General features: G+C 40.9%; 16 protein-coding genes. 2 read left to right on the forward strand and 14 right to left on the reverse strand.

The genetic code is table 11. The annotated features are described in order from the left end of the window. Positions 1 to 328 precede the first annotated feature (328 nt). Positions 329 to 565, reverse strand: a complete 237-nt coding sequence (locus ACFX4L_RS14395; RefSeq protein ID WP_061440405.1) for a hypothetical protein — start codon at positions 563 to 565, stop codon at positions 329 to 331. A gap of 131 nt (positions 566 to 696) precedes the next feature. Here ACFX4L_RS14395 and pdaB point away from each other — a divergent pair, with 131 nt between their 5' ends. After that, positions 697 to 1,449, forward strand: coding sequence for a polysaccharide deacetylase family sporulation protein PdaB (gene pdaB, locus ACFX4L_RS14400; protein ID WP_061440404.1), 753 nt, complete (start codon positions 697 to 699; stop codon positions 1,447 to 1,449). A gap of 89 nt (positions 1,450 to 1,538) precedes the next feature. Here the strand turns inward: pdaB and ACFX4L_RS14405 are convergent, their stop codons facing one another. Next, positions 1,539 to 2,219, reverse strand: a complete 681-nt coding sequence (locus ACFX4L_RS14405) for a KinB-signaling pathway activation protein (RefSeq protein WP_377384801.1) — start codon at positions 2,217 to 2,219, stop codon at positions 1,539 to 1,541. Between the two features lie 137 nt (positions 2,220 to 2,356). On the opposite strand from ACFX4L_RS14405, the gene gerD reads away from it, so the two are divergent. After that, positions 2,357 to 2,932, forward strand: a complete 576-nt coding sequence (gerD, locus tag ACFX4L_RS14410) for a spore germination lipoprotein GerD (protein WP_061440402.1) — start codon at positions 2,357 to 2,359, stop codon at positions 2,930 to 2,932. 36 nt (positions 2,933 to 2,968) lie between these two features. Here gerD and ACFX4L_RS14415 read toward each other — a convergent pair whose 3' ends face one another. The 12 genes from ACFX4L_RS14415 to ACFX4L_RS14470 form a co-directional block, all read right to left on the reverse strand. Further along, complete coding sequence (locus ACFX4L_RS14415) at positions 2,969 to 4,027, reverse strand: Mrp/NBP35 family ATP-binding protein (protein WP_061440401.1); 1,059 nt, start codon at positions 4,025 to 4,027, stop codon at positions 2,969 to 2,971. Between the two features lie 146 nt (positions 4,028 to 4,173). Further along, positions 4,174 to 4,890, reverse strand: a complete 717-nt coding sequence (gene cwlD, locus ACFX4L_RS14420) for an N-acetylmuramoyl-L-alanine amidase CwlD (RefSeq protein WP_061440400.1) — start codon at positions 4,888 to 4,890, stop codon at positions 4,174 to 4,176. 82 nt (positions 4,891 to 4,972) lie between these two features. Continuing rightward, entirely contained in the window at positions 4,973 to 5,398 is a 426-nt protein-coding gene (locus tag ACFX4L_RS14425; protein WP_061440399.1) for a DUF2521 family protein, read from the reverse strand. 845 nt (positions 5,399 to 6,243) lie between these two features. Beyond that, positions 6,244 to 6,771 (reverse strand): ECF transporter S component, encoded by a 528-nt coding sequence (locus ACFX4L_RS14430; protein ID WP_061440398.1) that lies wholly within the window; start codon positions 6,769 to 6,771, stop codon positions 6,244 to 6,246. Between the two features lie 465 nt (positions 6,772 to 7,236). Then, positions 7,237 to 7,629, reverse strand: a complete 393-nt coding sequence (gene rpsI / locus ACFX4L_RS14435) for a 30S ribosomal protein S9 (protein ID WP_034304957.1) — start codon at positions 7,627 to 7,629, stop codon at positions 7,237 to 7,239. Positions 7,630 to 7,649: 20 nt separating this feature from the next. Next, positions 7,650 to 8,087, reverse strand: a complete 438-nt coding sequence (gene rplM / locus ACFX4L_RS14440; protein WP_034304960.1) for a 50S ribosomal protein L13 — start codon at positions 8,085 to 8,087, stop codon at positions 7,650 to 7,652. 267 nt (positions 8,088 to 8,354) lie between these two features. After that, positions 8,355 to 9,095 (reverse strand): tRNA pseudouridine(38-40) synthase TruA, encoded by a 741-nt coding sequence (gene truA / locus ACFX4L_RS14445; RefSeq protein WP_284469081.1) that lies wholly within the window; start codon positions 9,093 to 9,095, stop codon positions 8,355 to 8,357. Positions 9,096 to 9,109: 14 nt separating this feature from the next. After that, positions 9,110 to 9,907: an energy-coupling factor transporter transmembrane component T family protein gene (locus tag ACFX4L_RS14450; RefSeq protein WP_089364073.1), complete on the reverse strand. Its 798-nt coding sequence runs from the start codon at positions 9,905 to 9,907 to the stop codon at positions 9,110 to 9,112. After that, positions 9,907 to 10,773 (reverse strand): energy-coupling factor ABC transporter ATP-binding protein, encoded by an 867-nt coding sequence (locus tag ACFX4L_RS14455; RefSeq protein ID WP_089364072.1) that lies wholly within the window; start codon positions 10,771 to 10,773, stop codon positions 9,907 to 9,909. The genes ACFX4L_RS14450 and ACFX4L_RS14455 overlap by 1 nt, the downstream gene beginning before the upstream one ends. Further along, positions 10,749 to 11,588: an energy-coupling factor ABC transporter ATP-binding protein gene (locus ACFX4L_RS14460; RefSeq protein ID WP_061440394.1), complete on the reverse strand. Its 840-nt coding sequence runs from the start codon at positions 11,586 to 11,588 to the stop codon at positions 10,749 to 10,751. The genes ACFX4L_RS14455 and ACFX4L_RS14460 overlap by 25 nt, the downstream gene beginning before the upstream one ends. Before the next feature lie 367 nt (positions 11,589 to 11,955). Beyond that, entirely contained in the window at positions 11,956 to 12,318 is a 363-nt protein-coding gene (gene rplQ / locus ACFX4L_RS14465; RefSeq protein WP_061440393.1) for a 50S ribosomal protein L17, read from the reverse strand. Positions 12,319 to 12,401: 83 nt separating this feature from the next. Next, a complete protein-coding gene (locus ACFX4L_RS14470) occupies positions 12,402 to 13,346 on the reverse strand; it encodes a DNA-directed RNA polymerase subunit alpha (protein WP_053349049.1) in 945 nt (314 codons plus the stop codon). Between the last annotated feature and the right edge of the window lie 69 nt (positions 13,347 to 13,415).

A 13,415-nucleotide genomic window follows, 5' to 3' on the forward strand; every position in this document is an offset into this window, starting at 1 on the left:
AGGCACGCCGCCAGCGTTCGTCCTGAGCCAGGATCAAACTCTCCGAAGAAATGTTTGACTTGCTCATTTTGCTTTTTCAATAGTGTGTGCTCACTTAAAATTTAACGTTGGCGCTTTGTTTTGTTCAGTTTTCAAAGAGCAATTTTTTCGCTATATCTCTTAGCGACTTTAATATCTTAACATCATATTACCGCTTCGTCAATAACTTTTTTCGAAAAGTTTTTTCACTCTTTTTCAAAAGCATTACTACGTTGCAGCAACTTTTATAATATACCAGTGTATAAATTAATAGTCAATAGGTTTTTTGAATATAATTCACTTTTATATATCATGACTGATTTCCCTTGGTTAAGTTCGTTTTCACCCTCATATACATTAGGCATTCCTCCTCAGTGCTCACCCTTTTAAACAGTCTGAAAAGGATGTTATATTTTTCGTTTATTGCCCTTTTTACTAAGTGATCAATTCTGTCATCTTGCAAATCGAAAAGTATTTCATCCATCTCTCTTTTTAACAGGTACTCCAATTCCATCTTTTCTTTGTCATTAATCAATAAACCGAGCATGATTCACACCTCCATCAGACATCTTTCCCCATTCACACCCTTTTTATGAATTTTCAACTGATTTTTTGCATAACAATAATCCTCGCGCATAAATTTGAAGACAAGAGTCTTTTGGACAAGGGGATGGATTAATGAAATTTTTCATGGTGCTTCATGCAAAAAAAATCAAGTATTATTCGTTAATTTTACTTACGGCACTTTTTACCGCCTGGTTCCTTTTTGTGCAAAACATTCTTCAAGCCCCTGTTTTTTCTACAGAAGATGGGCCAAAAGCGGTTTATAAAGGGGAACAGAATGTCGCGATTACGTTCAATATTGGCTGGGGTGATGAGAAAGCCGCCCCGATAATAGAAACATTAAAAAGGGAACAGATTAAATCAGCCACTTTTTTCCTTTCGGGATCTTGGGCTGAGCGCCATCCGGACATAGTAGAGAAAATTAGGAAAGAAGGATATGAAATCGGTATGCTTGGTTACGATTATAAGGATTATTCCGAAATGGAAGATCAAGAAATCATCCGAGATATATCTAAAGCTCAAGAAGCATTTAAAAAACTGAATGTAAAGAATATAGAACTTTTACGGGCGCCCACCGGTCACTTTGATAAACGCCTCTTAAAGATCAGTGAGAACTTCGGATATACTGTAGTCCATTGGAGCATCGATTCAAAGGATTGGACCAATCCAGGTGTTGACCAGATCGTTCAGAACATCAGTAAGACCAAAAAGGGTGATATCATCTTATTACATGCTTCAGACTCAGCAAAACAAACTAATAAGGCTTTGCCACAGTTACTAGGGGAACTACAATCAAAAAATTTAAACTTTGTTAACGTTTCTGAAATGATTTCCAATTCATCGGCAAACAGTGAGGAAATCCGCTGACTGAAAAAACTGCGTACTGATGGTCCTCATGAACCTTAGTACGCAGTTTTTATGTTGACTTCCTTATGTATGGCCCGACTTACAGTAGATTAGCTGCTGCCTTTATTTAATTCGCCGGCTTTCATTTCCTTTGCTCGAGTTTGCTTCCGTGCTTTTTTACTGGCCAATTCCTTTTGTGATCGTTCAATCAATTTGCTTAGAACCAAGAGTTGATAAGCATTGCAGACTATCAAAGGGAGCAGCATGAAGTAAAGCCAGCTTTCATCATTGGTACTTAGGACAGGTAACCACTCCAAAACTGTGACTACGACCATGAAGAATAAGGCTGGGATAAACGATTGTCTATTCGTTTGTTTCATTTTGAAATAAGCTGTAATCAGTGCTGCAGCCAAAACAACCAATGCTAACACGATATAGGAACTAATCCCCTCGCCTGAACCAAAATTAAGATATCGCAGGTAAACCAGGTCAAAAACAACAAAAAGGATAAGTACAATTTGAACGGCATTCCATAAAGAAGCGCTTTTAAATACTCCCAGGCCAAAACGATGGATCGTTAAATAGGCAAAAAAGCCAGCTTGACTTATGACACTAAAAATTAACCCAACACCGAATAACCAAATAAACGTGGATAGGATGGCGCTGGCTTCAAAAGAAGAGAAATAAGCCTCAAACTCACTCCATCGAGCCAAAAACCCTACAACTCCGCCCGTTACACCACCGATAAGCAATGTTGTTAAAAACAATTTAACTAAATTACGGCTGTTCATTGTTTTCCTCCATACATTTCTATTTAATTCCCCTAATTGTACCAACCAAATTTGGAAAAATCCACTTATTCCACCAAGGAATAATATCTCCGTTTGGAACCATATTAACAATAAGAAGGATGAAAGGGGCCCTGCGTATGAGAGTGGGAGTTGCTTTGCTTTTCACGTCATTCTTACTCGTTTGTTCCGGTTGTGCTCAAAATGGAGCAGGCGCAGATAAAATGGAGTATGAAGAGACAAAGAAAATGGTCGTCGATATCTTGAAGACAGATGATGGAAAAAAAGCCATCCAGGATATCATTTCCGATGATAAAACGAAAGCTGAACTTATAATGGACTCGGATGTCATTAAGAAATCCATTGAAGATATGGTCACTTCAGATAAAGGAAAGGAATTTTGGAAAAAGACATTTAATGATCCTGAATTCGCTTCCGCTTATGCTAAAGCTTTAGAAGACGAACATAAAAAGGTATTGAAGGACTTAACTGCTGATCCTCAGTATCGTGGAATGATCATGGATATATTGAAAGAACCGGATATGGAAAAAGAAATGAATAAATTATTAAAAACAAAGGAAATGCGTTCCGTCTATAAAGAGCTGATCATAGAAACCATGGAGAGCCCTCTCGTTCAAGCAAAAATGCAGGAGAGATTGGATAAAGCAGCTACTAAAGCGGTAGAGAAGGAAAATAAGGATAAAAAGGCAAAATAATAAAAAAAGGCTGATTCCATTGGAATCAGCCTTTTTTTATTGTAGCTTTTCAATGACCTTTTTAGCAATATCCTCGTAAATCCTACCGAGCCTATGGTCTGCTGCGTAAATGGATGGAGCAAAGTCCTCTTCGTTCCAATCTGGCTGTTGTAACGGGAGTTGACCTAAGACTTCTGTTCGAAGCTCTTCTGCAAGCTTCGCTCCGCCGCCTTTTCCGAAAACATATTCTTTTTCACCGGTCGTTTTACTTTCGAAGAATGACATATTCTCAATAACACCAATGACTTCATGTTCTGTCTTGATAGCCATGGCACCAGCTCTTGCAGCAACGAAGGCAGCAGTCGGATGCGGTGTCGTAACGATGATTTCTTTACATGAAGGGAGCATCGTATGCACGTCCAATGCAACATCGCCTGTACCTGGTGGTAAGTCAAGGACTAAATAGTCCAATTCTCCCCATTCCACTTCATTAAAGAAACTGTTAAGCATTTTTCCCAGCATCGGCCCTCTCCAGATGATAGGCGCGTTATCTTCCACAAAAAAGCCCATTGAGATAACCTGAACGCCAAACCGTTCTACAGGAATGATTTTTTCCCCGCGGACGACTGGTCTTTTTGTTATCCCCATCATATCAGGTACACTGAATCCATAAATATCAGCGTCAACCAATCCGACCTTTTTACCCAAGCGAGCAAGTGAAGTGGCGAAATTCACTGAAATCGTAGATTTTCCCACTCCGCCTTTACCACTCGCAATCGCAATGAATTGTGTCTTGCTGTTAGGTCCAAGCAAGCCTTGGTCCGCTTCATCCTGCGGAATGCCTTCCCGGTGCTTGGCTAACTCATCTTCAGAAAGCTCCGTGAAACGAATCCCTACAGATTCCGCTCCGTTCGTTTTCAGCAAGTCCACCACTTCCGATTGCATTTGCATTTGCTCGGCAGTACCCGTTTTCGCAATGGCAAGTTTAACGCTTACATGATTCTTTTCAGGTTTTATTTTGATTTCTATAATCCCATTTGTCTCTTCAAGGCTTTTATGTAGAAAAGGGTCTTTAAGATCCTTTAATAAATTCAGTACTTTCTCTTCTGTTAACAAGTAGAGCACCCCTTTGAATTCGTTTTATTTTCCCATTTTTCAGTATAACATATTACTGAAATAAAGCTTATTATCTGCCCTGTACGCGAAACCTGATTACTTCCCCATAGTAAAAAGGGCCTTGTACGTTACAAGAGACCCAGAAATCACTCTTCTTGCGTTAGTTTTTCCTCTGTAAAGTAACGTAAAATACCCATATAAATCGAACTGGCCACCTTTTCTTGATACCGATCACTGACTAGGCGCTCCCTTTCCTCCTTATTGGAAAGAAAACCAATTTCCACAAGAGCTCCCGGTTTCTTAGCACGATTCATCAAATACACATGATTTATTGTTTTTGCATCACGCTTTGTATTTTCAAGGTTTCTAATGATTTCAGTCTGAATGAATTTTGCTACCTGTTCATTTTCCTCAAACCTGTTTGTATAAAAGGTCTGGGCTCCTTTCGATGACGCTGAAGGAAAAGAATTCAGATGAATGCTCAAGAATAAGTCCGCTTCCGAATCATTGATCATTTCAACCCGGTTCCGTAAGTCTTCCTGTTTTCGCTGGCGGATCCCTTTTGTCTTTCCCTGTGCCAAATCCTCATCCTTCTCACGGGTCATGATGACAAGGGCACCCTGTTCCTGTAAATAGTCGCGAACCTTTAATGAAACGGAAAGGGCAATTTCCTTCTCCATTACCTCTTGTACATTTGCCCCGCCGTCCATTCCCCCATGACCGGCATCCAGCACGATTACCTTACCTGCCAACGGAAGGTTCCAGGAGTCCCAAGAATCATCTTCAACAAATTTAAAAGTTACAATTAAAAAAAGGACAAACAATCCCATAGCGATTCCTGTATATTTCAGCTTTCTACGCATGACCGTTCCCCTTCCATGATTCCTATACTAAAAGGTATGGGACAAACCATGGAATTAGAACAAGGTATGGGATTTTTGCCTTCTAATGCAGTTTCATTTTATATCGTTTTTCACCAGTCTTAAAGCCGTCCTGCCACCACTCTCCCACAAACCCTTCACAGCAATAAAACAACCCTTCATCGAAAGCGTTATTCGCTGTAACTTCTCTCCAATACAAAATAAAGTTAAAAAGAGTATCGGTCAAAAACTTCTCTTCCTTCCAACACCTGGCCCTTACATCTTCTTCTGACTCACCGTAATAGCCAAACTTACTATAGTTCGCTCCTAATAAATAAGCCTCGATGGCAACATCGAAGTAGCCTTCCTCCAAGACATCCATGAAATCCTGTCCAAAGTAACGCTGAATCCTTCCCTTCATGTCGTCGATAGAAAGATCCCTGAGCAATCTACGTTCGAACTTCAATTGCCTTTCCCTTTGCATCTCCTGTAAACCTAATATCACAGCCATATTTCACCTCCGGGGCAATTCCCCATTTCCCAAATTATTTCCTAAGACATAATTTAGTTTTTGCGTTCTATTTTGAACCATTCATTTATTCTATTGGCAAAATATAATGAGAATAAGTTCATCAGCCGTAGGTTGATGATCTAATTGCATGGGTGAATGGAAGTAAATGAAGAAGGCACATGGAACTCGATTTAATAAAGAGTCTCTTCTTTAAGAAACGTTGTTAAAAGGCAGAACGCACATTCGGGTGATAAAAGTCTGTTTACAAGGACTTGGAACTAAGATGAACCTTTGAGGAGGATCCAGTTGTTTTTTTAAAATGAATCGATACGCGAACCTACGAACGCACCACCTGAGTAAACAGGAATATGATTGCATCTTCGGAGGTTTACGTTGTTTCCCCCCCACTTACAAGCCAATCATTTGGACCTAAGAAACTTGGAATTATCCCCCGATAACTCGCCACTCAGGCTGCTACCGAGGCTGTCCGTGCCGACTCGGGCAGCTCACCACGCATGCCTCTTCAGGACATTGATTCAATATGTAATTATTCTTATCTGTATTTCTTTCTTGAACTTTAAGCGAATGTAATGATTTTGTTTTCTCTTTCAATCCCCTTAATAAAAAAACTCGATTAGGATGAAAAAGGACATCCATGGTAAACGGATGTCCTTCTTTCACATGATATAACATATTGCAATAACGGTCATAATCACTGCTTATTTAGCAGCGGGGGTGAAATTCATAGCGTTAGTTCACTTATCAAAAAGGCACTTTTTTGAGGTCACAAACAACGTATTCCAACTCCAAGAATGGTTTGAAATAGTTTCCGCAAATTCCACTGCCTATATCTGACCAGCTCTTTTCATTAAGCGTCCTGCAAGGGGCACTACAATTATACCCGCTAATACGACCTGCATTACGTTTCCGAGGATAGAGCCGAATGGCTGTATCCAGTTACCGTAAAGGATAACTTCGGCAAAATAGTAGCCCACGACTTTTACAATCAATGCAACGACAACGGCAAGTGTATATACAAGTTCTCTTTTTCCGGGTACCTTTTCGGATATGAGGCCAGCTAAAAAGCCCATTGCACCTACGATGATGAATGTAAACGGTGCCCATGCTGCCCAAGGTGAAATAAGATCGGAGAAGGCCATTCCGATTGCGCCTGCTATCGCTCCTGTTTTTTTGCCATATACCAAAGCTGCTATAAAAAGGGGAACGTTACCAAGATGGATTAGGCCTCCGTTACCCATTATTGGGAGCTTGATGTTGATCATTGTCGCTACAAGGGTTAATGCGATGAATAGCGCATTGATGACCAAGGCTTTTGTTTTAGTCGTTTCAATTGGTGAGAATGTTGAATTCATATGAGGTCCTCTTTCTTTTTTTTAGTACTATCATACTCCTAATCAGAAACTTAATAAATATGGATTTTACAAATAAATCTTTATCATATAAATAAACTCCCGTGATTTAAAAGGAACACACCATTACGATCCCGGCATTTCATTTGGGCTAGGATGGTAAAAGCCGATAAGAGCGGTATAAAGCGTTAATTACCTTTGATTCTCCTTAAGCCACTATTTATTCTTGTATTCAGACATCCCATGATTCTTACCTTGTTGAAGCCGGAGTAAGGTTAAAGAAGATGGGGCGATACTAGGGACATTCATATGACAATGATCATAAATAAACATGTAACAGATACTAGAGAGCAAAAACCTTCTAAATCCCAAAAGGTCCATGGTGCTATGGTGTGGTCAAAAGCTTTTTTTTTCATAAAAAAGACTCCCAACCAAAATGGTTGAGAGCCTTTCGAAACGAAAATAGAATTAACGTTTTGAGAACTGAGGTGCACGACGTGCGCCTTTAAGACCGTATTTTTTACGCTCTTTCATACGTGGGTCACGAGTTAGTAAACCAGCAGTTTTAAGAGATGGACGGTATTCTGGATCAACTTGAAGTAATGCACGGGCGATACCGTGACGGATTGCTCCAGCTTGACCAGTGTATCCACCACCGCTAACGTTTACTAGAACGTCGTAATTTCCAGTAGTTTCTGTAGCAACTAGTGGTTGGTTAACAACTTCACGTAATGCTGCGAAAGGAATATATTCATTAATGTCACGACCGTTAATAACGATGCGACCTTCGCCTGGTACTAAACGTACACGAGCTACTGAGCTCTTACGGCGACCAGTACCATAATATTGAACTTGTGCCAAGATAGTAACCTCCTTAGTAATTATCCGCGTAATTCGTATACTTCTGGTTGTTGAGCAGCGTGTGGGTGCTCAGCTCCAGCGTATACGTGTAATTTTTTGTAGATTTGACGACCAAGAGAATTCTTTGGAAGCATACCTTTGATAGCAAGTTCAAGCATTCTCTCAGGGTAGTTTGTACGCATTTCAAGAGCAGTTCTAGTTTTAAGACCGCCTGGATGCATAGTGTGACGGTAATAAATTTTGTCAGTCAATTTTTTACCAGTCAAGTGGATTTTTTCAACATTGATTAGAATTACATGATCACCAGTGTCAATGTTAGGTGTAAAAGTTGGTTTATGTTTACCACGTAAGATGGATGCTACTTCAGTAGAAAGGCGACCCAAAGTTTTGCCTTCAGCGTCAATCACATACCATTTACGTTCTACTTCATTAGCTTTCGCCATAAATGTCGTACGCATGGTTAACCTCCTAAAAAACTTTTTAATTTTTTATATTTATTTTCAATCACAATAAACTTCCGGGGCTTATCGTGGGATTAAAATACATACCATATTATATTAACTTCTCCCAGATTCATTGTCAAGGGAATGTTACACTAGGATAAGTTGTCTATAAAACACTCTTTGTAACTCCATGAAAAGGTCAGTATGGCATCAAACCGCTCCATTACTGATTTCATCCTGTTTGCCAGTTGTAAAAAAACTGGTATCACTTCGAAAATATTTTTATTTGTAAAATACTTTCCATAAATACAAGCCTTGGGCAGGTGCTGTTTTCCCTGCAAAACTGCGGTCCTTTTTGTCCAAGATCCCGATCATATCCCGGGGTTCCATCTTGCCGCTGCCGACTTCCAGGAGCGTCCCAACCAAGATCCGCACCATATTATACAAAAACCCTTCCCCAACGAAGCGAAAAACCATGAAGCCATCGCTCTCTTCAAAGTCAATTTCTTGGATGGTTCGAACCTTATCGACCACTTCCGTTTTTGCCGAACAAAAACTTGTAAAGTCATGCGTCCCTACCAAATAGGAAATTGCTTCCTTAATCGCCTTCCCATCTAATGGATAGGGGTAATGATAGGCGTAATTCCGTTTAAACGGATCTCGTAATTTGGATCGGGCTATGATATAACGGTACTCTTTCCCAGTCGTATGGAACCTGGCATGAAAATCATCAGGCACGATATCGACTTCCAAAACGATAATATCAGTCGGAAGAAGGGCGCTGAACGCCTTTACCCAATTTTCAGTAGGAAATGTAAGGGGTGATTCAAAGTGAATCACCTGCCCCTTTGCATGAACCCCTGAATCTGTCCTGCCTGAAGCAGTGACCTTTATAATTGTGCCTTTGTGCATTTGGGCTAAGACTGCCTCAAATTCACTTTGGATGGTCCGTTTCTCAGGCTGCACCTGATAACCAGCGAAGTCCGTGCCGTCATAAGCGATCACACATTTATATTTTGGCATAGTACTCTTCCTTATTATGAACGTAATAAAAATAACATGACCGTAAGAAGACCTATTGAGACCATCAAAAGGCTATCACTCGTCTTCCAGTCCAATTGGCGGTATTTCGTGCGGCCTTCCCCACCACGGTATCCTCTTGATTCCATGGCAGTCGCCAATTCTTCTGCCCGTTTGAACGAACTCACAAATAAAGGAACAAGCAGCGGTACAATCGATTTAACCCTGTCCTTTATAGGACCTGATGAAAAGTCAACTCCCCTTGCCGTTTGAGCCTTCATGATTTTTTCTGTTTCCTCCATCAGCGTTGGAATGAATCGAAGGGCGATGGACATCATCAATGCTAGTTCATGTACAGGCATTTTCCACTTTTTCAAGGGTCCCAACAGCTCTTCCATACCATCTGTAATGGATATTGGGGTTGTCGTCAAAGTTAATAAAGACGTAACAAGGATTAGTAAAGTAAATCTTACGGATATGAACAAACCTTGAATCAAACCGCCTTCATAGATTTCGAACCAACCGTATTCAAAAAGCAATTCCCCTTCTTTCGTAAACAATATATGGAGAAGGAATGTAAATACGATTAAGAAAAAAATAGGTTTTAACCCATTATAAAGATAGCGAAGCGGTATCTTCGAAAGGCTAATCAACAGGATGGTGAAAACCGCAAGTAAACCATAAGAAACGACATTATTCGCCAAGAAGATGACACAAACAAACAGGAACACAAGGAGCAATTTAGCCCTTGGGTCCATCTTGTGTATCAGGGAGTCTGCAGGGACATAACGCCCGATAATCATTTTATCCAGCATCAGCGGTTCCCCCGTTTCATGGCTTTATCTATTTCTACAGCTAAATCACCGATATTAAGACATGGATGATCAAACCGAACCCCAAGTTCCTTCTGGAGCTTGAGCTGAAAACGGACCGTATCAGGTACATCCAGGCCAAGCTCCAGAAGTTGTTCTGGCTCGGAGAAAATTTCCTGGGGAGTTCCCTTTTTGAACACCGTACCCTGGTGCATGATAATGATGTCATCCGCGTACTTGGCTGCATCCTCCATGCTATGTGTCACCAGAATTGTAGAAATGCCCCTAACTTTATGCAAATCATAAAACATATCCATGATTTCTTTGCGTCCTCGTGGGTCCAGTCCCGCTGTGGGTTCATCCAGTACCAATACTTCCGGCTCCATGGCAAGTACCCCAGCAATGGCCACCCTTCGCATTTGACCACCGGATAAGTCGAATGGAGATTTTTCAAGAACTTCCTCACTCAACCCCACTTGGGCGATAGCTTTCCTGGCCAGTTTCTTTGCATCGATTTCAGAAACCCCAAAATTCATAGGTCCAAAACATATATCCTTTTCAACCGTTTCATCAAACAGTTGATGTTCCGGAAACTGAAAAACAATTCCAACCTTTTGTCTAATCGACCGTAATGCCTTTTCTTTTCGTCCAGCCTCAATCGTCCGATCACCAATGAAGACCCTGCCCTTCGTCGGTTTTAAAAGAGCATTCAAATGCTGCAGTAGCGTCGATTTTCCGGACCCTGTATGCCCGATGATTGCGGTATAGGTTCCAGGCTCCATTGAAATATTGACATCATGAAGGGCTAGATGTTCAAAAGGAGTATTCACCTGATAGCGGTATTCTACATCATCGAGTGTAATTCGCATAAATCCTTCACCAACTCTTCCTCTGTCAAATGCCCATCAACCACACGAACACCATTTTTTTGTAACTCTTTGGTTAGTTTCACTGAAAAGGGAATATCCAGACCAAGGGCAATTAATTCTTCCTCTAATTCAAAAATACCCTGAGGCGGTCCTTCACGATATAACCGACCTTGGTTCATGACTATCATTCGATCAGCTTTCGCAGCTTCCTCAAGATCATGGGTGATCGATATGACGGTAATCTCGTTTTCCTGTTTTAATTCCCTAACTGTTTCAAGCACTTCTTCACGGCCTCTTGGGTCAAGCATTGAGGTTGCTTCATCTAAGATGATTATGTCGGGCTGCAAGGCTATTACACCTGCTATGGCCACTCTCTGCTTTTGACCGCCGGATAGATGGTGCGGCTCTTGATTAAGAAAGGCATTCATTTTAACCTTATTTAACGCACCATGAACACGCTCCACCATAACCTGCTGAGAAACACCGGCGTTTTCTAAACCAAAAGCCACATCATCCTGAACTGTAGTGCCTACAAACTGATTATCTGGGTTTTGAAAAACCATGCCAATTTTCTGGCGTACATCCCAAACGGTTTCTTCTGTCAAAAGTTGATCATTAATCGTAATGGTACCTGAGTTAGGGAACTGAAGACCATTCAGTAACTTCGCTAATGTCGACTTGCCAGAACCATTATGTCCGACAATCGCAAGCCACTCCCCCTGATGAATATCAAAAGAAACATCATCCAAAGCGTTTCGAGACTGACCCTCATATTTGTAAATAATATTATTTAAAGAAACCAGCTTCTTCCCCATGTGGCCCTCCTCATCCTCGACTGCACTCGTCTAATCTGAACTCTGCTCTATCAACATAAACATAGTAGTATTTCTTCTGAAAATATAAAAAAACGCTGCACCCCTTCCACCGAAAGAATTTTCGGTAAATTAAGAGCAGCTTACAGCGGGCCTGTTACGAAAAACAGGTTATCTTATAATCGCTTATTAAAAAAAGCGGGAAGGGATGCTTGAGCTAGACGTGAAGGCTCCCTGTATAAACAGGTTCCGCCAGCCATCGTAACACTCAATGCGAATTTCTAAAAAACAGAATTTCTATTTAAAAAAAGAAAAAGGGCATAGAACAAGTGAGTATATTCATTTGTCCCGCCCTTTTTCATCGTTGTTATTAAACTAATTCAATAACCACGACTGGTGCACCGTCACCGCGGCGTGGACCAACTTTCATGATACGAGTGTATCCACCTTGACGTTCTTCATAACGTGGAGCCACGTCACTGAATAGTTTTTGAAGGGCATCTGTGCCTTTCTCAGCGTCAGCGATTTCGTTACGGATGAATGATGCAGCTTGACGGCGTGCATGCAAGTCACCACGTTTACCAAGAGTGATCATTTTATCTACTACAGAACGTAATTCTTTTGCACGTGCTTCAGTAGTTTCAATGCGCTCATGGATAATAAGATCCGTAGCTAAATCACGAAGTAATGCTTTACGTTGTGCGCTAGTGCGTCCTAACTTTCTGTAACCCATTAGAGATTCCCTCCTTTGTTGAAGTTCTATATTGTGTGTCTAAAACAAGGCTCACAACATAATGGATTGATTCCGCCATGTTATCAGTCGTCTTTACGAAGACCTAAGCCTAATTCTTCTAGTTTCGCTTTCACTTCTTCAAGTGATTTACGGCCTAGATTACGTACTTTCATCATATCTTCTTCCGTTTTATGAGCTAGCTCTTGAACGGTATTGATTCCAGCACGCTTCAAGCAGTTGTAAGAACGAACAGAAAGGTCTAATTCTTCGATCGTCATCTCAAGAACTTTTTCTTTTTGATCTTCTTCTTTTTCAACCATGATTTCAGCATTTTGAGCTTCATCGGTTAACCCAACGAAAATATTTAAATGCTCTGTTAAAATCTTAGCTCCAAGTGCTACCGCTTCTTGCGGACCCGTACTGCCATCAGTCCAAACATCGAACGTTAACTTGTCAAAGTTAGACAACTGTCCAACACGTGTATTTTCAACTTGGAAAGATACGCGTGAAACCGGAGTGTAAAGAGCATCGATTGGAATTACACCAATTGGCTGGTCTTCTCTCTTGTTTTGAACAGCAGGAGTGTAGCCGCGGCCGCGACGTGCAGATAAACGCATACGCATATGACCGTTTTTACCAATTGTAGCAATATATAAATCCGGATTAAGAATTTCTACATCACTATCATGAGTGATATCAGCAGCCGTGATGACTCCGTCACCTTGAACGTCAATTTCCAGCGTCTTCTCTTCATCAGAGTAAATCTTAAGAGCTAGTTTTTTCACATTAAGAATGATAGATGTTACATCTTCCACGACGCCTTCAATTGTTGAGAACTCATGTAGCACTCCATCAATTTGTATAGCTGTGACAGCAGCACCTGGGAGTGAGGATAAAAGGATACGACGTAAGGAGTTACCCAATGTAGTACCATACCCACGCTCTAGTGGCTCTACGACGAATTTACCGAATTTGGTATCGTCGTTGATTTCAACCGTTTCGATTTTTGGTTTTTCTATTTCGATCATCAATAAACCCTCCTTCAAAACGTCAAAACCCCGGCAAGTAAACTAAGTCACTTAAACCGAAATTCCCCA

Source organism: Peribacillus sp. YIM B13482 (genome assembly GCF_042787975.1).
In the GTDB taxonomy this organism is placed as follows: domain Bacteria; phylum Bacillota; class Bacilli; order Bacillales; family DSM-1321; genus Peribacillus; species Peribacillus simplex_A.

Bases quoted from the DNA above. Each gene is read 5' to 3' on its own strand.
- ACFX4L_RS14395 (WP_061440405.1), bottom strand. From the start codon at position 565: ATGCTCGGTTTATTGATTAATGACAAAGAAAAGATGGAATTGGAGTAC.
- pdaB (WP_061440404.1), top strand. From the start codon at position 697: ATGAAATTTTTCATGGTGCTTCATGCAAAAAAAATCAAGTATTATTCG.
- ACFX4L_RS14405 (WP_377384801.1), bottom strand. From the start codon at position 2,219: ATGAACAGCCGTAATTTAGTTAAATTGTTTTTAACAACATTGCTTATC.
- gerD (WP_061440402.1), top strand. From the start codon at position 2,357: ATGAGAGTGGGAGTTGCTTTGCTTTTCACGTCATTCTTACTCGTTTGT.
- cwlD (WP_061440400.1), bottom strand. From the start codon at position 4,890: ATGCGTAGAAAGCTGAAATATACAGGAATCGCTATGGGATTGTTTGTC.
- ACFX4L_RS14425 (WP_061440399.1), bottom strand. From the start codon at position 5,398: ATGGCTGTGATATTAGGTTTACAGGAGATGCAAAGGGAAAGGCAATTG.
- ACFX4L_RS14430 (WP_061440398.1), bottom strand. From the start codon at position 6,771: ATGAATTCAACATTCTCACCAATTGAAACGACTAAAACAAAAGCCTTG.
- rplM (WP_034304960.1), bottom strand. From the start codon at position 8,087: ATGCGTACGACATTTATGGCGAAAGCTAATGAAGTAGAACGTAAATGG.
- truA (WP_284469081.1), bottom strand. From the start codon at position 9,095: ATGCCAAAATATAAATGTGTGATCGCTTATGACGGCACGGACTTCGCT.
- ACFX4L_RS14450 (WP_089364073.1), bottom strand. From the start codon at position 9,907: ATGCTGGATAAAATGATTATCGGGCGTTATGTCCCTGCAGACTCCCTG.
- ACFX4L_RS14455 (WP_089364072.1), bottom strand. From the start codon at position 10,773: ATGCGAATTACACTCGATGATGTAGAATACCGCTATCAGGTGAATACT.
- ACFX4L_RS14460 (WP_061440394.1), bottom strand. From the start codon at position 11,588: ATGGGGAAGAAGCTGGTTTCTTTAAATAATATTATTTACAAATATGAG.
- rplQ (WP_061440393.1), bottom strand. From the start codon at position 12,318: ATGGGTTACAGAAAGTTAGGACGCACTAGCGCACAACGTAAAGCATTA.
- ACFX4L_RS14470 (WP_053349049.1), bottom strand. From the start codon at position 13,346: ATGATCGAAATAGAAAAACCAAAAATCGAAACGGTTGAAATCAACGAC.